Genomic DNA, 20,521 nt, shown 5'->3' on the forward strand with positions numbered 1-20,521 from the left:
AAGTCCGGCTTTTGGCGCTCGGGCGACCTGAAGATGGTCACTGCCGCCTTGTTGTTGAGGCCGGCAGCGGCTTCCATCATCGATCCTCGCGCTCAACCCGCACGGAAACCGACCCCGCGCGATCGAAGATTGACGCACCGCCCTTCACCTCTCCGAGGATGACGATGCCGGGTTGAGGGACCTGACCATCGCGATAGTAGACGACGAAGTGGTCCGGCCCCCACAGACCGATCGTGCCGTTCTTGAAGGCCCGCTGGCGCGCCGCCGCTGGCAAGCCGGCAGGCAGGCTTCCCGTCTTCTCTTGTCGCAGATGATCCGTCATGGGGATGGTCAGCGGCAGCATGCCTAGCAACGTCTTGGTGGTGGCGTTGTCGATGAGGTCAGCCGTGACCGAACCCCACTCCGACGAGATCTTGATGCGTTCCTGAGCCATGGTTGCTCCCATTGTTCCAAGGAATATCGCGCCGGCGATCCGAATGGTCCTCAGCGGCATTGTCCGGTCCTCCTGATTAGCTGTCGTTTCAAGCCCCGCCGGTCGAGCTGCGAGGCATGGCTCCGCGTGCTTCGCGATCAGGCGACGAGATGCCGGTCGAAGAAGCTCGCCAGCTTGTCGAAGGGGATCACGTCGGTCTTGTCGTAGAGATCGACATGGCTGGCGCCGGGGATGATCATCAGCTCCTTCGGCTCTGCCGCGGCCGCATAGGCGGTCTCGGCGAAGTACCTGGAATGCGCCTTCTCGCCGTGGACGAACAGGACGGGCCGGGGTGCGATTTCCTTGATGTAGGTGAGGATCGGCATGTTCATGAAGGAGAGCGGCGTGGTCTGCGTCCAGGAATTGCCGGAGTTCACCGCGCGCGGGTGATAGCCACGCGGGGTGCGGTAATAGTTGTGGTAGTCGACCATGAACTGGGCCTCGCCGCCCTTGAGATCGTTGTACGGCGGCTGGTAGGCCGGCGTGCCTTTGGCCGCGTCCTCCCAGCGCTGCCGGCTGAGCTGTTCCAGCGTCTTTGTCCGCTGTTCGAGCGTCACGCTGTCATTGTACCCTTTCGACATGACGCGGGTCATGTCGTACATCGTGCTCGCGACCACGGCCTTGACCCGCTTGTCGACTGCGACGGCATTCAGCGCCATTCCGCCCCAGCCGCAGATGCCGATGACGCCGATGCGCTCGCGGTCCACCATCGGCTGCAGGCCGAGGAAGTCCACGGCTGCACTGAAGTCCTCGGTGTTGATGTCCGGCGATGCGACGTTGCGGGGCTCGCCGGTGCTCTCGCCCGTGAACGACCCATCAAAGGCCAGCGTCGCGAAGCCGCGCTCGGCCAGGGTGTGGGCATAGAGACCGGACGACTGCTCCTTCACCGCGCCGAACGGGCCGCCGACCGCAATCGCGGCAAGCCGGCCATCGTCGCGTGTCCTGGGCAGGTAGAGGTCGCCCGAGAGGGTCAGGCCGTAGCGGTTCTTGAAGGTCACCTTGCGGTGGTCGACCTTCTCGCTGCGAGGAAAGGTCTTGTCCCAGCTGGCCGAGGGGGCCTGGGTCTGCGCTTCGGCGTTCCGGCCGAGCGAAGCGGCGGCGGCGATCGCCACGCCCACGCCCGTCAGCTTCATGAGGCCGCGACGGTCCAGCCGAGCGGATCGATCATTCCGGGATGCTGTGTGTTCGTGGGTCATGGCATGCTCCTTTGCGGTTGAGGTCAGTTCGGCTTGAGAAGGGATCGGCCGCCGCCGATCAGCAGGACGGCCACGGCGGCGAGTGCGACGCTTCCTGCGAAGGTTGCGGCGATCGAAAGAGTGTCGAGCAGGATGCCGCCGAGGACTGCGCCCAGCAGGATCGAGGCCTGGATCGCGGCCACCATCAGGCTGCCGGCGGCCTCAGGCTCATCGTCGACGGTCCGCGACATCCAGGTCATCCAGATCACCGACATCGCGGTGTTCGTCGCACCCCAGATCGCCAGGAACATGCCCGCAGCGACGACCGAGCTGCCCAACAGCAGTAGGCCGAGCGTGCATCCGCCCATCACGAGGGCGGGAAGCCTGAGCCAGGGCGCGACGCTGCCGTTCACGAACCGACCGGCCGCCCAGGTACCGGCGAATCCGGCGCAGCCCAGCAGGAGCAGGAGCATCGAGAGGACGGCGACGTCGGCGCCGGTAACCTGCTCCAGGAAAGGGCGCAGATAGGTGAACATGGTGAAAGCCGAGCTCCAGGACAGCATCGCCGCGACGAGGCCGCGCCGGAAATGTGGACGCGCAAGCAAGCCGATCATGCCGCGGAAGTCCTGTCTGCCGCGGGCGGGGAGAGCCGGCAGCGAGATCAGGTGCCAGGCGAGATTGACGGCGACGATCGGGACCAGCATCCAGAAGACGGCGCGCCAGCCGAGCAGGTCACCGAAATAGCTGCCGATCGGGGCGGCGAAGGCGGCCGCGATCGCTTGGCCGCCGTACATGAGAGCCAGCGCCCGCGGCATGTGGGCGGCGGGGACCAGCCGCATGAGGACGGCCGTGGCCAGCGCCCAGAAGCCACCGATGCAGATGCCCAGCAGCGCGCGGCCCAGCATCAGCATGGCGAAGTTCGGAGAGGCCGCCACCAGAACGAGCGACAGCAGCATGAGCGCCGTCATCGCAACCAGCACCCATTTGCGATCAAGCCGACCCGCCACGGTCGTGACGAGCATGCTCGCAGCAATCGCGAAAAGCCCGCTGACCGAGATCGCCTGCCCGGTCTGGCCCTCGGTCGCGTTCAGCCCGGCCGCCATCGGCGTGAGCAGGCTGACCGGCATAAACTCCGAGGCGATGAGCATCGCGACGCTAAGCGCCATCGACAGGACGGCGCCCCAGGCGGCGGCGGGCCTCCCCTCGTTCATGGTCGTAACGGCTGCCATCGCAAGCGCCTCCCTTATCGATGGAGACGATCTAACAGTTCAGGCATCCTTCTAATAGTCGTCGCAAACGGATTGAACTGATCGAACAGGTCGAATAATAGATCTGTGCGTGAGGGACCCATATGCCGATCGGCGACCTGAACAGGCTTCGATGGTTCCAGCTCGTGGCGGAGGAGCGCAGCTTTACGCGCGCTGCTGCCCGGCTCGGCGTGGCCCAGTCAACGCTCAGCCACTCCATCAAGCAGCTCGAAGCACAGATGGGCATCCGGCTATTGACGCGGACAACGCGCAACGTTGCGTTGACCGAGGCGGGCGAGCGGCTCTTGCAGACGATCGCGCCGCGCCTGACGGAGATCGACGAGGAGATCGCCGCGCTGTCCGCGTTTCGCGACAAGCCCTCCGGCTCGATCAGGCTGACGCTATCGGATCACGCCCTGGACCGCGTCGTCTGGCCGAAGCTCAAGCCCGTCCTGAAGGACTATCCAGACGTCACCGTCGAGCTGATCCTCGACAGCACCTTCCGCAACATCGTCGAGGAAGGCTTCGACGCCGGCGTTCGTTTGGGCGAGAGCGTCGAGAAGGATATGATAGCCGTCCGGATCGGGCCTGACTGGCGCCTGGTCGCGGTCGCCTCGCCGGCCTATCTCGCCGCCCGTGGCACACCGCGCCATCCGAAGGATCTCGTCGGGCACGCCTGCATCAACATGCGCCACGAGAGCGCGGGCGGACTATATGCTTGGGAGTTCGAGAAGGACGGGCAGGACCTCCGAGTGCGGGTGAGTGGTCAACTCACCTTCAACAACTCCTACGCGATGATCGACGCGGCCGTGAGCGGCTTCGGCATCGCCTACGTCCCGAACGACATCGTCGAGCGAGAGATGGAATCCGGGGCTCTGGTACAGGTGCTCGACGACTGGTCGCCCCTCTTCGACGGCTACTTCCTCTATTACCCGAGCCGCCGGCAGAACCTCCCGGCTTTCAAGGTAGTCGTCGCGGCGCTGAGGCACCGGGAGTGAAAGCGCTCCAAGTCGACATCGCTGAGCGGCCATGTGCGGATGTCCGCTTTGCGACGTGTCTCCAATGTCGGGAAGTGGCGCAGAACCGCCTATGAGCCCTCCCTGATTGAATCGGCGGCACTGTGAGCGGCCCCTCTTGGTTAGCTTTCGCGACGGTCGTACATGGCTACCTCGCCATTCTGGAGCGGCTTGCTGGAGGCCAACTACTCAGGGCCAGTCAGTCCCCGCCAGTCCACACCCTGGGGCTCGTCGCAGCAGATCGAGCACTTATCCGGCGCAACGCTGCCGCCGCACGGCGGCCGTTTCGCGGCTGCGATGCGGAACGCTGTCCTAAGGCCAGGCGGAACATCCCGGTACGGGGGAGCGTTGTCCGGCTACTCAACAGAAGGGGACAGTGTCGTGAAAATCTCGACAATAAGCCTTATCGGCGCCGCCGCTCTAACCCTCAGTGCGTGCGGCAATACAACGGAGCAGCGCATTGGCGGCGCCGCTGTCGGGGCAGGAACCGGGGCGGTGGTCGCCGGCCCGGTCGGAGCGGTCGTCGGCGGAGCGGCTGGGGCTGTCACAGCACCGTCAGTCGTGCGTAGCACCCGGCGTGCGACCCGCTAGAGCAAAACCATACCGAACAAAAAGGGCCGTCCTTTCGGGCGGCCTTTCGCTTGCCGAAGACGAGGCAGATCACTGCCTACCAGAAAGCCCGCTGAGACGGCCACCGCATCCATGCCGGTGCAAAGCATCAAAAGCTGCCCCCTGGTGCCGGGCGGCGATAAGCAGCGAGACGACGCTTGCAGCGCCGATTGTTGAGATGCTGGCGCTCCCGCCGTCTGTTGGGCTGGAGCTTTTCCTGCGTCCTGCGTTTCAGTGTCGCGGGGTCCGAATGCGCGGACATCGACCCCAATATCTGCTCCCCGTCCGACGGCTACGACCCCAACGAAGCGCATCCTTTCAGCCAACTTCAAATGCAACCAGAGCCTTGAGCCGCGTTTCTAACTTGCTTCGTGCAAGCGAATGCCATTGTTCGGAAGTATCTCGATGCCACCCCGTTCGAGCGCCCTCGTAATGCTGATCAAATTGTTTGCGATTGGGATACGCGCCCCGCGTTCGAAGTCCGCAATTGTCTGACGAGCAACATTTGCTTCGCGAGCTAACTCGTCTTGGCTCCAACCGAGCATCGCGCGCGCCCCGCGGCATTGAGCAATGCTCAAATTCGGGTGGGAGTTCGCAACTCTCTGATTGACGTCAATCAATTTGTCTATTATCCCATCTAGGTACAAACGGCCGGAAGGGCGCGGCAACGCCCTTCCGGCCTGACCACGCCTAAGCTGTCTGGAGCTCGGATCATGGCTGATTCCGACAATAGCACGACTGTGCCTTTCGTCACGACTGGACGGCAGCGTTGGACGGCACCCATAGCCCGCTCTGCGGATCGCGAGGCTGCTCACACAACAACATTAGCGGATCCGGCTTTGGCATTGTCACAGGCCTGGACCGAGGCTCATGCCGCGACGGCGGCGCAGTGCCTGAAGCAACAGCAGCTCGAGACCGCGTTGCTGGAGCGGGGGAGCTCTGTGGAGCTCGTTGGCGGACAACCTGCCAGCAGGGCAGGGGGCCGCGGCGGCATGAGGCGGGCCTACGCCGAAGCAAAGGCGGCCGAGGCACTGGCCGGTGCGCGCGAACAAGAGCTGCTGGAGCGCTTGGCCCGCACGCCCGCAACCTCGCTGGCAGGGATCGCCGCGAAGCTCTCCGTCATCGCGATCGAAGCGGAGGACAATACCGACCTGGCTGATTTTCCCGTGTCGCATGTCCGCTCCGCTCTTGAGGACCTTCGGCGTTTGATGGGCGGCGAAACCGTCGATTTACGCCCGGCATCGTCGGACGGCTGCGCAGAGGTCGGCGAACCCGACCTTTGCGGTGCGCAACGCCAACTCATTCAGCGGGAGAGGTGAAATGGCCGCACAGGCTGCGACAAGGATGGCACTGTTTGGGATCGCTGCGCTGCTGCTCATCTCGGACTGGACCGGCGCATCTGCCGAAACGACCAAGGACCGGATCCTGCGCGAAGGCAGGATCGTCGTCGGCATCCACAACCGCTCGCCCTGGGGTTTTCGCGACGAGAAGACAGGCGAGCCCACCGGATGGCATCCCGACATTCTCAAGGCCGCCTTCGCCGAGCTCGGCGTCAAGAACCTGGAATTCCAGGTGACCGAGTTCGGGGCGCTCATCCCGGGCCTTCTCGCAGGCCGGTTCGACGCTGTCGCGTCGGGTCTGTCGATCACCCCTGAGCGTTGCAAACAGGTGGCCTTCGGCGCGCCGGACCTGCAGGCGCCGGACGCGGCCATTGTCCGGGCTGGCAACCCCAGGAAGATCCACGGCTATGCCGACATCGCCGCCCAGGACGACATCGTCATGGGGGCCGGCCGCGGCAGCGTCGTCACCACCAATGCCGCAGCAGCCGGCGTACCCGGCAGCCGCATGCTGCTGTTTCCGGACATCGAATCCAATCTCTCGGCGCTGCGCGCCGGCCGCATCGACACAGCACTCATGGCGTCGCCGACGGTCATCGGGCTTCTGGCCGGGAAGGGCGGGCACGGCCTCGAACGCGTGGCACCGTTCGACGTCGGTAAGGCGCAGACCAACTTCGCGGCGATCGCTTTCCGCAAGCAGGATGTCGAGCTGCGCGCGACCTATGATGAACAGCTGGCCAAGCTGAAACGCACCGAGGCTTTCGCTGCGATCATGACGAAATACGGCTTCGGCGAGCAGGAAGCCGTGCCGCCGGGCATCGTCACCGCCGACCTCTGCAACGGGCAGCGATAACGATGCCGATGAGCCTGTTCGAGATCTGGCTGGGCATTCTGCAGGGGTTCGGCACAACGCTGGCTGTCACCGCCTATGGCCTTGTCTTTGCCGTTCCCTTCGCGCTGGTGTTCGGCGTCGCCCAATATCTCACGCGCGGCGTCGCGCATCTGCTGGTCACCGGCGTCATCGAGTTCTGGCGCAGCTCCGCCGTCATCATCCTGCTGTTCGTGTTCTACTACGCGCTGCCTGTCGTCGGGGTCACCCTGTCGGCTCTGACGGTCAGCGCCATGGTGCTGGGTCTGAACGCCGGCGGCTATGCCAGTCAGGCGGTGCGCGCCGGTCTTCAGGCGCTTCCGCCCGGCCAGAAGGAGGCAGGTGCGGCCCTTGGTTTGTCGCGCCCGGCCATCCTCCTCCTGATCGAGCTGCCACAGGCGCTGATCGCGATGAGCCCGACCTTCGTCAACACCCTCATTCAGCTGGTGAAGGCGACGGCGCTGGTCTCGCTGGTGACGCTGACCGACATGACGTTCCGCGCCAAGGAAATCGCGCAGGTCGAATACAATCCCGTCGCGATCTACACGGCGCTGCTTCTTGCCTTCTTCGTCGTTTGCTACCCGATCGCCCTGGCCGGACGCTGGCTGGAGGCGCGTGTCGCCGCACCCGGGAGCCGCTCCGGTGGGATTTGATCTGGCCTTCGCCCTGTCCAGCGTGCCGACCATTCTCGGCGCGATCGGCACCACCCTCGGCGTGGCGCTCGTCAGCTGTATCGGAGCTGCCGCAATCGGCTTCCTCTTCGACATGGTGCGACGCGTCGGCGGGGTCGCCGGCCTCACGATCGGCTTCGTCATCGACTTCATCCGGTCGACGCCGGTTCTGGCCTGGCTCTATTTTCTCTACTTCGTCCTGCCCTTCTACGGCATTCGCTTGGGCTCGATGACAGTCGGCGTGCTGGGGCTCAGCCTCTATTACAGCGGCTATCTCGCCGAGGTCTTCAAGGCAGGCATCGACGCCATTCCCAAAGGCCAGTCGGAGGCGGCCCGGGCGCTGTCGCTCAGTTGGCGCGACGCCGTCATCTACGTGATCGCGCCGCAGATGCTGCGCAACATCGCCGCCCCCCTCGGCAATTATTTCGTCTCGATCCTCAAGGCGACGCCCTATCTGGCGGTGCTGGCGGTTCCCGAAATGCTCGGACGCGCCTTCGATATCGCCTCAGAAACCTATCGCTACACCGAGCCGCTGGTCGTGGCCGGCCTCATCTTCCTGGCGCTCGCATTGGTCATTTCCCATGGCGTCAAGCGTCTGGAGCGGCGCCTGCTTGCCGTCGGCGCCCGATAACTCAGCGAAAGTCGGACCGGAGCATGAGCACGCAATCGCAGTCCATCGTTGATATCCAGGGCCTCAACAAATGGTATGGCGCCCTTCACGTCTTGAACGACGTTGACCTAAACGTCGCAAGTGGCGCGTGCGTCGTGGTGTGCGGCCCGTCGGGTTCAGGCAAATCGACACTCATCCGCTGCATCAACGGGTTGGGAAGCTATCAGAAAGGCACGCTGCGCCTCGCGGGTACGACACTCGGTGTCAATGCCAGGGAAACGGCCGCCGCGCGCCGCCAGACCGGCATGGTCTTCCAGAGCTTCAACCTGTTTCCACACCTGACAGTGCTGTCCAACTGCACGCTGGCGCTGCGCCGCGTCGCAGGCCGGAGCCGCGCCGAGGCGGAAGACATCGCCATGGCGCATCTGGAAAAGGTCAGGATACCGGAGAAGGCCAGATCCTATCCCGGCCAGCTCTCGGGTGGGCAGCAGCAGCGCGTCGCGATTGCCCGCGCACTCTGCCTCAACCCGCGCCTCATGCTGTTTGACGAGCCGACCTCGGCGCTCGATCCGGAGATGATCAAGGAGGTGCTCGACGTCATGGTCGCGCTGGCCCGTGACGGCATGACGATGATCTGCGTCACCCACGAGATGGGTTTTGCCCGTGAAGTCGCCGATCAGGTCGTCTTCATGGATGGCGGATGCATCCTCGATCGTGCGCCCGTGCGCGACTTTTTCGGCCCATCGGGTCATCCGCGCTCACGGCTGTTCCTCAACACTGTCCTGAAGCACTGAGAGAGCGCCGATGACAGGCTCCACGCAGGTTTGGACGCCGCTCGACTTCGAGGCGGATGGCAAGCAATGCGACTGGCTGCGCGTGCCGCATTCGACCGACTTGTCGGGTTATGGCGTGGTCCCGATCCCGATCGTCTGCATCCGGAACGGAGCAGGCCCCACCGCGCTGCTCATGGCCGGCAGCCATGGCGACGAATATGAAGGGCAGGTCGCGCTTGCCGCGCTGGCGCGCGAGATCGACCCGGCCGATGTGAAGGGCAGGATCATCATCCTGCCCGCGCTCAACGCCCCCGCTGTCGCGGCCGGCCGGCGCGTCTCGCCGCTGGACGCAGGCAACCTCAACCGAGCCTTTCCAGGCGATCCCGCTGGCGGCCCGACGGGGATGATCGCGCATTACGTCGCGACCGTCCTCCTGCCCATGGCGGACCTTGCCATCGACCTGCATGCAGGCGGACGCTCATGCGACTATATACCCTGCGCCCTGATCAGGAGCGGCGGGAGCGCGTCAGAACATCGGCAGCTCACCGACCTCGCGGTCTCGTTCGGCGCTCCGGTTACCTCCATCAGTGACGGCTCCGGCGGCGGGGGCAGGACCACATTCTCGGCGGTCGGGCAGGGGGCCGGTGTGCCGGTGCTGACCGCCGAACTTGGCGGTGGCGCCGCCCTGTCGCGGGACGGCCTGGCGATCGCGGAGCAGGGGCTGCGACGCGTCCTGCAACGCCATGGCCTGTTGTCGGGTTCAACCGCCGATCCTGCCTCGCCAACACGCTTCATGCGGGTTCGGGGCAGGGGGGCCTTTGTCTATGCCATGCGCAAGGGGCTGTTCGAACCGGCAGTGGAACTGGGCGCTGTCGTCCAGGCCGGCCAGCTGGCCGGTGTCATCCATGCCATCGATCGGCCGTGGCAGGCGCCCGAACCGGTCTCGTTCACCGAGGACGGAATGGTGGCCTGTCGACGTGCACCGGTGCTGACCGAGCCGGGAGATTGTCTTTACAAGCTCCTCGTCGACGTCGATCCCGCCTGATCCCTGCAAAGACGCCCGATCGGAGCGATCATGATCCTCTGGCGACCGAGCCGCCCTTCGACGATCCGTCCGGTGGGCGTCAATCCACAGGCCAGGTTCAGGTTGAAGGCGGCGAGATTGGCGACGTTCACGCTCGACATGACATGTGTGACGGTCGGCCGTTCCCGCGCGATCCATTGTGCGGCGAGACGGATTGCGGCCTTGCCATAGCCGCGCCCCTGGAGGCGCGTGTCGATCCGCAGATTGTTCAAGGTCATGCAGCCTTTCTCCGCCCAGACGGGCAGAGCGGCGCCTTCCCGCGCAACGATGAAGCCCACGACGCTGTCGCCATCGAACAGCGCAAAAGGCGTCTGGCGTGGCGGCGAGGCTCGCAACTGAGCGAAGACCTCGCCGATCGGCCCGCCGGAATAGGGCTCTGTGTCGGGATCGACGGCAATGCCGGCGACAACCTCCTCATCGTCAAGACCGAGTACATGCAATGAGACCGCCATTTGATGTCCTCCGGACCGTCAAAATCGCGGCAGTCTCGTCCCCATTTTTCAAGCTCGGTCTGGTGGAATCCCGGGATGGACGTGATGTGCTGCCAGCCGAGGACAAAGGCAGATCTGGCGGTCCGACCGTGCCGGCGGCATCGGTCCGCGGGCCAGGGAAAGACTGGCTCCGGGATCGATCATGGGGCCTCGGGTGACAGTACGCGCAGCGGCGCGCGACGAGCTAGCCGGTCGTCTTGGCTTCGGCGAATATCGGCTCCTGGATGCCATAGGCGCGCCTTGTGCTCGCGATCGCTTCTGGCGTGACGTCGATCAACAGCGCGATGACGTCGCCGTCTTCCTGCTTTTGGACATCTCCCAGTTCAGTGATGCTCCAGCCAAAGGCGCGCAGGCGTTCGAGCCAGAATGATTCACATACGACGCTGATCTGCCGAGCGCCGAGTGTGCGGGCCACCTCCAGCACACCGCACAAGATGACGCCGGCAACCGGAGACGATCTGCCGCCGCTGCGCAAAGCGGGGCTGATGAAGAAACGCGTCCATTCGAAAATGTCGGGCGCCCGCGGCGGCCCGCCCCGCGCCAGTTCAGGAAACACGTTGGCGAGCAAATGGGGCTGTAGCGTCGGCACGAGGCGCGATCCGCCGACGATCTTGCCGACGCTATCGAGGGCGAGCAGGTAGACGGTATGCTCGGTGTCGAACGCATCGATCTCGAAATTGATGGGTCGCGCCAAGGCATGCCATTGCCGCCGTTTGACATAAATATCGTAGCGGAGACGAAAGTATCTCTCTAGCTGCAGTCTGTATTTTCTTCTGTTGGCCCAAGTGACCACGTGAATCCGAACAACCATGAGCCCTCCCTATGGGATGGGAGGGTAGTTCTCCGCTACCGGGCGCTGTGTGCCGGGATTCCGGGATTGCTAGATTTGGATCTCGTCCCTGCGCAAAGCCTTTACGACCGCGTGGACAATGTTGATTGCATCGAGCTTGTCGCGGATGTTGCGCTGGTGACTCTCGACGGTATGCGTTGCGATCCCGAGAATACAGGATATGTCTTCATTCGTTTTGCCTTGGGCGCTCCACTGCAACAGCTCGCGCTCTCGCGGCGTCAACGGTGAACCCTCGTCTTTGTCCGACCTATTCTCCCAACCGCTGACTTTGCGAAACAAGTGGACACAGAGCGTTTCGATCAGAGGCATTGCGCCGGGTGGAACGTCGATGCGGTCGCTCGCTGCCGTCACCACCGCCGGGCCGGCAAGCGGGACATGGATTGGAACACAAATTCCATCCTTCATGCCGAATTCAGCTGCCTCGTCCATCACGAGACGGCCACGCGGTGTCAGACCACCAGTAGGCAATTGATGCCAGAAGAATGGCTGCGCGCTCAAGCGGCTGCGTGCGGCGCAAGGATCGTATGGGAAGTGCCCTTCGGACTCGTAGCGAATGAACCATTCGCGCGACCATCCGTCATGCAGGATCGCACGATGCCATTCGCTGTCGTGAGGCACCGGCAATCCGGTGATCAGAAAACTGTGCAGGCCAAAACGCTGGAGGACCCCCTCGAATATTGTGAGGGCGCGTTCAGATGTGGGTGCGGCGTCGATAGCGGTTATCGTCGCGAGAAGCTCCAAAAGGGCAGCGTTCATCATTCATAGACCTCGGCGGGTCTTGCAATGCCCTATTCAACCTAAGCGTGCTTTGCGACCCCTTTCAATGCCGGGCGCGCCGATTGTCTACTATAGGAGTCAAAGCTGACTCGCCGTTCTCGGTCTCAGGCGCAAATCGGCAGGACGGAAAGTCAGTCCGTTGTATCAGGCCCGGACCGCTTGTTTGAACGTCCGGTGTGCCGCACCGTGGCACCTGGGGTGATCAGATCCTGGGGTTCAACTTTCAACGCTTTTGCCAGGGTTTCCAACGTATCGAGTGTGGCGTTGCGCCGACCGGCTTCGACGCTGCTGATATATGCCCGCGTGCGCCCCGAGGATAAAGACAACTGCTCCTGCGAGAGCTGTCTTTCCCTTCGGAGTCGCTGCAGGTTCAGACCAAGCACAGCGCGAAGTTTCATCCCGCAAAACGTGCGGCGATGTTCACTGTGGTGCGACACACTCTAGTGAACATTCGGCGTTGACAGACAGGTCAGCGCCTGTTTGAACCGGCTGGCGACCGAACGATCCTGCGCAGAGGAATTGCGATGGCCGGCCAACCTGTTAGCAGGCTTTCAGCAGGCGGCGCGGCCCCAGCCTTCCACGATCGGGCGACGCTGGAGATCGAGCATCCGAAGGAGCACGCAGCGCCGGGTGCTGCGAACATCGTCGGGCTGTCCTGCATCCGCTGCGGCGCGTCCTACCCGGCCAGCATCGAGATCGATTCCAGGGGCTGTCCGGCCTGCCGCGACGCTGCGCCGGCCAATCTCAAGCCTGTCTACGCTTCGCCGGTTGAACCACTCTCGATCGCACCAAACGCGCCGCGATCATTGTGGCGCTACGCCAATGCGCTGCCATGCGCACTGGAGGACGCCGTTTCGCTCGGCGAGGGGCAGACGCCGTTGATCGAAGCTGCCCGGATTGGTCGTGCGCTGGGAGCCCGGAACCTCTTCATCAAGGACGAGAGCCGAAACCCAACCTGGTCGCACAAGGACAGGTTCTCGACGGTTGCGGTGTCGGTGGCGCGCGCGCAAGGGGCAAAGGTGGTGGCGACGGCCTCATCCGGCAATGCCGGAGCCTCGCTGGCCGCCTACGCCGCACGCGCGGGGCTGCACTGTGTTGTCGCTACGTTTGGCGGCTCGGCCACCGCCATGCTGGCGCAGATCAGGAAATACGGTGCAACCGTCTTGCCGCTCGCCAACAAGATGGAGCGCTGGACGCTGCTTGCCGAGGCCGCGACACGCTATGGCTGGTTCGTCGCGTCGCCCTGTCATGCGCCCGTCGTTGGCAGTCACCCCGTCGGTATCGAGGGCTACAAGACCATCGCTTATGAAATTGTCGAGCAGTCGGGTGGCATCGCCCCCGACTGGTGTGTTTTGCCGGTCTGTTACGGCGACGCCCTGTTCGGTGTCTGGACGGGGTTTCAGGAACTGTTTGCGCAAGGCGCGATCTCCCGACTGCCAAGGATGGCTGCAGCCGAGGTGCATGGTTCGCTGGCGCAGGCGCTCGCCACAGGTAGCGACAGGATCGAAGAACGAAAGCTGGCATTCGAAAGCCTTGCCGTCTCGATCGGCGCGCCGCGCAGCACCTATCAGGCCCTAAAAGCACTGCGCGAGTCCTCCGGCCGCGCCGTGCCGGTGAACAATGACGGGCTTGTGGAGATGCAGGAGCGCCTTGCCCGCGACGAAGGGATTTTCGCCGAACTGGCGTCGGTCACGCCACTTCTTGCGCTGGCGCGACTGCGTGAAGACGGTGTCATTGCAGCCGATGATCATGTGGTGGCAGTCGTCACCGCCAGCGGGTTGAAGGATCTGGATCGATCGGTCGGCCAAGCTGGACATGACATGATCTTTCAATCGACGCAGGATGCCTGGGATTGGCTTGGCCGCAATGCGGCCGCCCTGATGGGTCGGTGAAAGCGAGACGGCCCAGGGATTAGTGAGAGCGTCCTTCCTTCCCGACTTCGTCATGGACGATTTAGTCGAGGCTGCGTCTCGCCCATTTGAGCCATGTCCAGTCAGCCTCGGACCCAGGCTCGACGATCGTGAGCTCGCGGGGCTCGGACCGCGGCGAGCAAGGCCAGCCCGGTAACGAGGCGAGCCAGGCATCATCGAAGACCGTCTCCGCATATCGGTGACCCTCGTCCGGCATGATGACCGCGATCCGGGCTCCGGGTCGGGTGCTTGCAGTCCACCTGCCGACCAGGGCCGCGGCAGCGCTGGTCGGCCCCTGAAAGATGCCATGTTCACGCAGCAGGCGGCGAGCCTCGCTGAAGGCCGGATAGGCGCCAACCCAGTGGACTTCATCGATCAGCTCATGCCGGAGATTGCCCGGCAGGATGCTGTTGCCGAGACCGCGCAACAACCGCTTGCCGGCAGCTTGTCCAAAAAGGACACTTCGGTGAGTGTCGACCGCAATGACAACGAGTTGCGGGAAGACCGCGCGCAGAAACAGTCCCGTCCCGCACAGCGAGCCGCCGCTCCCGACACAACCGACAAGACAGTCGATCTCGCCGACCGTCCGCACGAGTTGCTCGGCCAGCCGGGCATAGGCGAGCGCGTTTCCTGGATTGTCATATTGCCGCGGCCAGAAGCAATTGGGCTCCTCGCGGCGAATGTGCTCGAGCCGCTGCAGGCGGCCGAGCTGATCACCATTACCAGCGCGGTCCTCCGTGATGATCATCTGCGCGCCTAAACCATCGAGGCGTGCCTTGTACTTTGCGTCGACAAGGCTTGAGGCGGAGACCAGTGTGAGCCGGTATCCGCGTGCCGCTGACAGCAAGGCCAGAGCCATGCCGAATGTGCCGGATGTCGTCTCGACGATGCGCATCCCGGTCTCGAATGCGCCGTCGGCGATTGCGCGGTCCAAAATATAGCGCGCCGGCATGAGCTTCATCAGCGGGAATGCTGCCGCGATCAGATTGGGAGCCAGCGCAGCCATGCGAGGCGTTTCCAGCGCGCGGAAATAATCAACATCCAGGGCTACCATGTCGCGCCGTCGTCGTTGATCTGGTGAAACTCGACGTCGCAGAAACCGCATCTTCGCACCGAGGCCGCGACGCTTTTCGCGCGCTGTCGCAAGTTTTTGCCGGCGCGGTCGAAGACAATGCCGAGCAGTGAGCCGCTATGCGCTACCTGGACGCCGCATGCGCCAGCGCCTTTCGCGATGTCGATGACGCGTTCGAGATGCTGTTTGGGCAGATGCCGCTGGCTGAGCAGCGCGCTAGCGGTCGCCGCTCGTCCAAGGCAATTGGGATCCTGATAGCGGACCGCATAGGCGATCAGAGCGCGCAGGACACGAAACTGTTGAATCTCGAGACTGTCATAGCGTGCAGGTGGCAGATCAAGCGTATCGATCGGCCGTCCTCCGATAGCCTTGAAGCCGACCAGCAACAGAGGTGGCAGCGAGCCGCCGAAATCCTCCAGGACGGCACCCTCTCGCTGCGCGAAGAGGACAGTGTGTCCATCGAAGGCTATGGCGTCGCTGGCGCGTTCGGCGGTGACCGCCAGCTGGCTGACACGAGAGGGCTGCAGCCGGACGGCGTGGGCTGCCGCCACAGCGCGAATGGCGGCGACGACATCCGCGGTCGAGGAGCCGTAACCATGACCGATTGGAATGTTGCTCTCGATATGGAGGAAACCTGCTTCCGAAACGCCCAGATGGCTCAGCGTCTGACGTGCAGCCAGGCCCGCCTTGACCTTGCCGGCCGGGTGCGTGGTGAGGTCGGCTGTGGGCGCACAGGTGAAAGTCGCCTTCGAGACCAACTTGGTAAGCGGGAGGGTGACCAAGCCGCGATGGAGTCGCCCGTTCCGGTCTTCGAAGACCCCTTGCAGTAGCTCGCCATGGTGCCCGCATGCAGCCCCGACGCCGATCCTCGGCAGCGGTTTGCCATTCGGTGCGGTTTCGGAGACTCCAGCCACGACTCGCTCCCAGCGATCAGCATCTGGGCAGTGGTGACTTCGGCGGCGCCAATCCGGCGTCATCAAATTCCGCCATTGACTCAAGGCCGACCGCCGCCGCCCGGTCGTTCAGGCGACAAAACCCAATTGCCCTGGCGTCCCCCTAGCATCCATCTGGGCGGAGGCGAGGAACTTTGCTGTGCCTATGGTCCAGGCCGATACCGTCCCATGGCGGGAGCTTATCGTCGGCCTGCCGGGCGACAGGTCGCACTCGTCTTCGAATACGGCCTTCGCGCCGTTTTAAACCGACCGGAGGCTCTCTTCATCGGACGATCTTGTGTTCCAGCCGGTATCCGCTGCTGCCGACCGAAATCGAGCTTCCGGTGACGACTACGCCGCTTGGCGCCATCTCCCGCCTCGAGCATGCGCTCGACGGCTTCGAAGGTGATCGGGAGCGCTGCCGCCAGCGCCTGGCCGATGCGCGCCGCAGGCTTGAATCCTACCAGTCGCGCGGCGAGGGGGCGTTCGCTTTCGCCTCGGAGCTTGCTGAGAAGCACCGCCTGCTCGCGGAGGTCGCTGCGGCGCTGGCGAAGGATATCGACGGCATCGGTGCGGTTGACGCGATCGCAGCGTGATCGGCCCGGTGGCCGGCGCGCCCTCGGGCGAGGCCGGCAATCCTCAGGTCGCTCGTCAGGGCTGCCGCGAAAGTCGATGCTCGTCGTCGATCAGAGTGAGGCGGCATGGCGCCGTGTCGCCCCACCGCCAGAGAACGAGGTTGAGGTCGTCGGGGGTTGCCCCGGGGGCGAAGCTCCTGACCAACAATCCATGATAGCCTGAGGCGATGAGGTTTCGGGCGAAGGCCTGGGTTTTCGCTTCTCCCGCCGTCTTCATCTGATCGCGCCAGGTCGGATCATTGAGGGCCGCGGCATCCATCCCCTTCTCCTGAAGGGCGCCATCGTCCCGGCAGTCGAAAACGCGCTCGATGTCCGCGTCGTAGGAGACGAGGGTCGTCGGTTGCAAGCTGCCGACCTGGTTGGCTTCCCGCAAGGCCGTCATGATCGACACCGACGTGTAGAGCGCTGGCGTCCCTTTCCGGTTGAAGCGCCCCCCATACAGCTCAGCGCCGCGTCCCGATAACGGCTCGCGGGCATAGACCGGGTTCAGCGCCCGGTAGAGGACCCCCTGGAAGCGCATCAGCCAGGTTATGCGTGAACGCCGGCGTCGACCGCGTCGATATAGTCGTGCACTTCGTCGGCGCGGCCGTCACGGACGAGCTGCATCGCCGTCAGGCCGGAAAAGCCGGGCAGGGGCTCGGAGCGATACCAGGCATAAGCCATCAGCGCCGAGCCGAAGCGCGGCTCGACCTTATTGATGATTTCCGTCACTTCGCGCAGCCGGCGTTGCGTCTTGTCGGAGCGGATGCGCTCCTTGCGCTGGATCGCATCCTTGCCGAGACCGGCCGTGCGGGCGATCTCCTCGCTCGTGGTGCGCAGCGTCTCCGCGATCTTGCGCGGCGAGAACAACCCGCCGTCAGCATATTGGGCAAGTCCCATGGCGCTCTCCTTCATTCAGAAATGCCAATCATTCTGACGCAATATAGCGTCGAAATAAGCGTGTTTCAATCCGGTCAGGAGAAGAGAAAGGGAAAGGGGAACGGCTGCTCGCAGACCGGGCGCGCCGCTGCCGCTGGCGCTCAACCGCGCCATTCGCGATCCCGGCCCGGCGTCCTGCGCAGGGCTTCACGCGCCCCGCTTGGCCGCCCGGCCGGGCTGCTCGGCCGCAATTGCTCCGGCCCGCCCGCTCCGCGGGCGTGAGGGGGTCTTCGGACAGAAGACGGAGAAGGGCCGGTGCGAGGCCGCGCCCACACCCCTGAACAGGAGCCTGCCATGCTACTCAAGAAGGTCGATCCGCGCGCCTTGAAGGACAATCCCGATCGCTCGCGCCGGACGAAGTCCACACCCCAGGCCGATGCCCTGCTGCTCGCTACCATCAAGCTCGTCGGCATCCTGCAGCCGCCCGTCATCGTCCCCGAGCAGGGCGGCGGTAACGGCTACCTCATCGAGGTCGGCCACCGTCGCGTGAAGCAGGCGATCGCGGCCGGTCTCGACGAGATCGAGGTTCTGGAGGTCGAAGCTTCGGACGATCACGGCGCGATGCGCTCGATGATCGAGAATGTCGCTCGGGAACCGCTCAACCCTGTCGATCAGTGGCGTGGTATCGAGCGGTTGGTCGTGCTCGGCTGGACCGAGGAAGCGATCGCAGCCGCCCTCGGGCTGGCGCTTCGGCGCGTTCGGCAGCTCAGGCTCTTGGGCAGCGTCCTTCCCGCCATGCTCGATCACATGGCCAAGGGCGACATGCCCAACGAGCAGCAGCTCCGCACCATTGCGGCGGCCCCGGTCGACGACCAGAAGGAGGTCTGGAAGAAGTACAAGCCCTCCAAGGACGATCCGAAGGTTACCTGGTGGAACGTCTCGAACGCGCTGACCAAGACCCGGATGTACGCCAAGCATGCCAGCTTCGACGACGAGCTCGCGCGCGCTTACGGCATCGAATGGGTCGAGGACCTGTTCGGACCCGCCGACGAGGACGGCCGCTACACCACCAATGTCGAGGCCTTTCTCGGCGCTCAGCAGGAGTGGATGACGAACCATCTTCCCAAGCGCGGCGTCATCGCCGAGGTCAACAGCTGGGGTGAGCCGGTTCTTCCGCCGAAGGCGGAGCGCGTCTACGGCAAGGCAGGCAAGAGCGATCGCGTCGCCATGTATCTCGATCGCAATGGCACGGTTCAGAGCGTGGCCTATCGGATGCCGGCGCCGAAGGCGCAAGGCAACGGCACGTCCCCGGCCGGAAACGCGGCCGAAACTCCAACGGGCCGTCCCGACGTCACGCGCCGGGGGATCGGGATGATCGGTGACTTCCGCACCGATGCGCTCCACGAAGCCTTGTCGCGGGCGCCGATCGCCAACGACACCCTGATGGCGCTCCTCGTGCTGGCGCTTGCCGGGCGCAACATCACGATCGCATCCGGCACCAGTGACGATGTCTATGGCTTTGCCCGCATGGACCGCCACGCCGTGCGGCTGATCGGCCAGGACGGCAAGCTCGGCTTCGACGAGCAGACGCTGCAGCAGGCTGCGCGAGGCGCACTGATCGAGGTGCTCTCGTGCCGGGAGAACCGCTCCGATTCCGGGATCGTGGCTCGCATCGCCGGCGAAGCGATCGGTGCGGATGCCTTCCTGCCGAACATGGGCACCGAAGAGTTCCTGTCCTGCCTGTCGCGTCCGGCGCTCGAGGGCTCGTGCAAGGACACGCCGGTCCTGCCGCGTCCGCGCGTGAAGGAAACCCGGGCTGCGCTCGTGGCGCATTTCACTGATGACCGCTTCGTCCATCCTTCGGCGCTCTTCGCGCCGGATTCGACCGCGCTGGCGAATTGGCTCGCGAAGCACGAGGCTGTTCCCGAGGACGAGCAGGAGGAGCCGCACACGGAATTGCAGGACAGCGACTCCGGCGCCGAAGCCCAGGGCGACGATGCGGAGCAGTTCCGCGAGGCTGCCTAGCAGCGCTGCGCATCGTTCATCCAACCTACAGCCGCCGCCGGCTCGTCCGGCGGCGGTTTTGTTTCGGTCAGTACAACAGTCCTCGCGTTCAGCGCATATCGTCAAGCAGGCGGTACGGCGATGCGGCTGGCGTCGCGGTGGATGTCCGTGATCTCCTCAGGCAGACCGTCTCGACCGCGCCATTTCACGAGGGCGATCGAATGAGCGTGGCCGATCTAGCCCAGCTCTACGAAATCGACACCAGCGTCGAGCTTCCGGAGCCTACCGAAATTGCTCTGGTTGATGACGTCCTCACGGCAGGAACGCATTTCAAGGCGGCGCAGGCGGTCCTGCATGCGAGATACCTGGCCGCGAAATCTTCGGGCTGTTTTGGGCCCGTCGCGTCTTCCCGAACCCGTTCGAGAATCTCGACGACACCTGATCCGGATAAGTTACGGACATCCTGCCATCCAGGTATTCAAGCTACCCCTCGAACGCTCCCGAGCGTTCTTGCGCCACGCCCGCACGATCCCGGCCAGTCGCGGCGCATCGCGAATTTCATCTTGGCCTGGTGGAATGCCGACGACCTCGGCGGCTTCGGCCTCGCCGACATCTTCGCTGTCGATCAGGCGATCGGACAGGACATGGCCTCGGTCTTCCCTGGCTCGCCGGCCGATCGGTCGCCGAGTACCCGGGTGCCTATCGTGCCGAGATCAGGGCGATCATCCGCCTCTGGCGACCGGAGATCTGGGTGCGCGCTGCGCAGACGGCATGAGCCTGTTCGCGATAACAACGTTGCGGCTTGGCTGGAACGCCGCGGGCGGTCGCGACGCGATCCCTGACGCTGTGTCCCCCTTCAAGTGGCCTCTCTGGTGGCCGGTCCCGCCGGCCCTCCCTTCGGCCGTGTTTGCGCTCTTAAACCGGCGGCCGGCCGCTTCAAGGCCGCGTTCCGCGCCGCTTCGCGGCCGGTTCGACCGCTCTCGGCAGGGCAGGTCCGCAGGCGGCACAGGGCCTACGCCCCGCTTGCCCGCAGACCTGCCCCGCTCGATTTGGCCGCCCCTAGCCCTGAAGCGTCCGTCTTTCCGCCGGTTTCGTTCGAGCGCGCCCGGAGGGAGGGCCGGCAGGGGCCG

22 protein-coding genes and 1 pseudogene are annotated in these 20,521 nt (G+C 64.5%); 11 read left to right on the forward strand and 12 right to left on the reverse strand.

Features of this window, described 5'->3' with window-relative positions; translation table 11 throughout:
• Nucleotides 1-76 precede the first annotated feature (76 nt).
• From BLM15_RS29855 to BLM15_RS29865, 3 genes are all read right to left on the reverse strand, one after another.
• The gene (locus BLM15_RS29855; RefSeq protein ID WP_236846847.1) at nucleotides 77-493 is read right to left on the reverse strand and encodes a cyclophilin-like fold protein; all 417 of its coding nucleotides are present in this window, start codon (nucleotides 491-493) and stop codon (nucleotides 77-79) included.
• 77 nt (nucleotides 494-570) lie between these two features.
• Complete coding sequence (locus BLM15_RS29860) at nucleotides 571-1,668, reverse strand: alpha/beta hydrolase (protein ID WP_126116556.1); 1,098 nt, start codon at nucleotides 1,666-1,668, stop codon at nucleotides 571-573.
• A gap of 23 nt (nucleotides 1,669-1,691) precedes the next feature.
• A complete protein-coding gene (locus BLM15_RS29865) occupies nucleotides 1,692-2,876 on the reverse strand; it encodes an MFS transporter (RefSeq protein WP_126116557.1) in 1,185 nt (394 codons plus the stop codon).
• Nucleotides 2,877-2,998: 122 nt separating this feature from the next.
• On the opposite strand from BLM15_RS29865, the gene BLM15_RS29870 reads away from it, so the two are divergent.
• The gene (locus BLM15_RS29870; protein WP_126116558.1) at nucleotides 2,999-3,892 is read left to right on the forward strand and encodes a LysR family transcriptional regulator; all 894 of its coding nucleotides are present in this window, start codon (nucleotides 2,999-3,001) and stop codon (nucleotides 3,890-3,892) included.
• Nucleotides 3,893-4,878: 986 nt separating this feature from the next.
• Here the strand turns inward: BLM15_RS29870 and BLM15_RS29880 are convergent.
• Nucleotides 4,879-5,064 (reverse strand): helix-turn-helix transcriptional regulator, encoded by a 186-nt coding sequence (locus tag BLM15_RS29880; RefSeq protein WP_126116794.1) that lies wholly within the window; start codon nucleotides 5,062-5,064, stop codon nucleotides 4,879-4,881.
• A gap of 168 nt (nucleotides 5,065-5,232) precedes the next feature.
• Here BLM15_RS29880 and BLM15_RS29885 point away from each other — a divergent pair, with 168 nt between their 5' ends.
• From BLM15_RS29885 to BLM15_RS29910, 6 genes are all read left to right on the forward strand, one after another.
• Nucleotides 5,233-5,838 carry a hypothetical protein gene (locus tag BLM15_RS29885; RefSeq protein ID WP_126116559.1) on the forward strand — a complete coding sequence of 202 codons (606 nt, stop codon included), beginning with the start codon at nucleotides 5,233-5,235 and terminating at the stop codon, nucleotides 5,836-5,838.
• Nucleotides 5,804-6,709 (forward strand): ectoine/hydroxyectoine ABC transporter substrate-binding protein EhuB, encoded by a 906-nt coding sequence (gene ehuB, locus BLM15_RS29890; RefSeq protein WP_236846849.1) that lies wholly within the window; start codon nucleotides 5,804-5,806, stop codon nucleotides 6,707-6,709. Before BLM15_RS29885 ends, ehuB begins: the two co-directional genes overlap by 35 nt.
• Before the next feature lie 8 nt (nucleotides 6,710-6,717).
• Nucleotides 6,718-7,377, forward strand: a complete 660-nt coding sequence (locus tag BLM15_RS29895) for an amino acid ABC transporter permease (protein ID WP_126116796.1) — start codon at nucleotides 6,718-6,720, stop codon at nucleotides 7,375-7,377.
• On the forward strand, nucleotides 7,367-8,026 hold the full coding sequence (locus BLM15_RS29900) for an amino acid ABC transporter permease (RefSeq protein WP_126116560.1): 660 nt from the start codon (nucleotides 7,367-7,369) through the stop codon (nucleotides 8,024-8,026). Before BLM15_RS29895 ends, BLM15_RS29900 begins: the two co-directional genes overlap by 11 nt.
• Before the next feature lie 23 nt (nucleotides 8,027-8,049).
• Complete coding sequence (locus BLM15_RS29905; RefSeq protein ID WP_126116561.1) at nucleotides 8,050-8,799, forward strand: amino acid ABC transporter ATP-binding protein; 750 nt, start codon at nucleotides 8,050-8,052, stop codon at nucleotides 8,797-8,799.
• A gap of 82 nt (nucleotides 8,800-8,881) precedes the next feature.
• A complete protein-coding gene (locus BLM15_RS29910) occupies nucleotides 8,882-9,823 on the forward strand; it encodes a succinylglutamate desuccinylase/aspartoacylase family protein (RefSeq protein ID WP_236846850.1) in 942 nt (313 codons plus the stop codon).
• Here BLM15_RS29910 and BLM15_RS29915 read toward each other — a convergent pair.
• From BLM15_RS29915 to BLM15_RS29930, 4 genes are all read right to left on the reverse strand, one after another.
• Nucleotides 9,790-10,314, reverse strand: coding sequence for a GNAT family N-acetyltransferase (locus BLM15_RS29915; protein ID WP_126116563.1), 525 nt, complete (start codon nucleotides 10,312-10,314; stop codon nucleotides 9,790-9,792). The genes BLM15_RS29910 and BLM15_RS29915 overlap by 34 nt on opposite strands.
• 223 nt (nucleotides 10,315-10,537) lie before the next feature.
• A complete protein-coding gene (locus BLM15_RS29920) occupies nucleotides 10,538-11,164 on the reverse strand; it encodes an acyl-homoserine-lactone synthase (protein ID WP_126116564.1) in 627 nt (208 codons plus the stop codon).
• A gap of 69 nt (nucleotides 11,165-11,233) precedes the next feature.
• Nucleotides 11,234-11,962, reverse strand: a complete 729-nt coding sequence (locus BLM15_RS29925; protein WP_126116565.1) for a helix-turn-helix transcriptional regulator — start codon at nucleotides 11,960-11,962, stop codon at nucleotides 11,234-11,236.
• Nucleotides 11,963-12,111: 149 nt separating this feature from the next.
• A complete protein-coding gene (locus BLM15_RS29930) occupies nucleotides 12,112-12,378 on the reverse strand; it encodes a helix-turn-helix domain-containing protein (protein ID WP_126116566.1) in 267 nt (88 codons plus the stop codon).
• Nucleotides 12,379-12,504: 126 nt separating this feature from the next.
• Here BLM15_RS29930 and BLM15_RS29935 point away from each other — a divergent pair, with 126 nt between their 5' ends.
• Nucleotides 12,505-13,872 (forward strand): threonine synthase, encoded by a 1,368-nt coding sequence (locus BLM15_RS29935; protein WP_126116567.1) that lies wholly within the window; start codon nucleotides 12,505-12,507, stop codon nucleotides 13,870-13,872.
• A 61-nt stretch (nucleotides 13,873-13,933) separates the two neighbouring features.
• Here the strand turns inward: BLM15_RS29935 and BLM15_RS29940 are convergent, their stop codons facing one another.
• The gene (locus tag BLM15_RS29940) at nucleotides 13,934-14,944 is read right to left on the reverse strand and encodes a PLP-dependent cysteine synthase family protein (RefSeq protein WP_126116568.1); all 1,011 of its coding nucleotides are present in this window, start codon (nucleotides 14,942-14,944) and stop codon (nucleotides 13,934-13,936) included.
• Complete coding sequence (locus BLM15_RS29945; protein ID WP_236846851.1) at nucleotides 14,938-15,876, reverse strand: GHMP family kinase ATP-binding protein; 939 nt, start codon at nucleotides 15,874-15,876, stop codon at nucleotides 14,938-14,940. Before BLM15_RS29945 ends, BLM15_RS29940 begins: the two co-directional genes overlap by 7 nt.
• Nucleotides 15,877-16,223: 347 nt before the next feature.
• On the opposite strand from BLM15_RS29945, the pseudogene BLM15_RS29950 reads away from it, so the two are divergent.
• Nucleotides 16,224-16,490, forward strand: a pseudogene (locus BLM15_RS29950) (hypothetical protein); the annotation flags it as partial.
• A 55-nt stretch (nucleotides 16,491-16,545) separates the two neighbouring features.
• Here BLM15_RS29950 and BLM15_RS29955 read toward each other — a convergent pair.
• A complete protein-coding gene (locus BLM15_RS29955) occupies nucleotides 16,546-17,049 on the reverse strand; it encodes an RES family NAD+ phosphorylase (RefSeq protein WP_126116570.1) in 504 nt (167 codons plus the stop codon).
• Between the two features lie 8 nt (nucleotides 17,050-17,057).
• Nucleotides 17,058-17,408, reverse strand: coding sequence for an MbcA/ParS/Xre antitoxin family protein (locus tag BLM15_RS29960; RefSeq protein WP_126116571.1), 351 nt, complete (start codon nucleotides 17,406-17,408; stop codon nucleotides 17,058-17,060).
• A gap of 333 nt (nucleotides 17,409-17,741) precedes the next feature.
• Here BLM15_RS29960 and BLM15_RS29965 point away from each other — a divergent pair, with 333 nt between their 5' ends.
• Nucleotides 17,742-19,412, forward strand: coding sequence for a ParB/RepB/Spo0J family partition protein (locus BLM15_RS29965; RefSeq protein ID WP_126116572.1), 1,671 nt, complete (start codon nucleotides 17,742-17,744; stop codon nucleotides 19,410-19,412).
• A 200-nt stretch (nucleotides 19,413-19,612) separates the two neighbouring features.
• The gene (locus BLM15_RS32260; RefSeq protein WP_335904848.1) at nucleotides 19,613-20,233 is read left to right on the forward strand and encodes a DUF7673 family protein; all 621 of its coding nucleotides are present in this window, start codon (nucleotides 19,613-19,615) and stop codon (nucleotides 20,231-20,233) included.
• The last annotated feature ends 288 nt before the right edge of the window (nucleotides 20,234-20,521 follow it).

Source organism: Bosea sp. Tri-49 (genome assembly GCF_003952665.1).
In the GTDB taxonomy this organism is placed as follows: Bacteria; Pseudomonadota; Alphaproteobacteria; order Rhizobiales; family Beijerinckiaceae; genus Allobosea.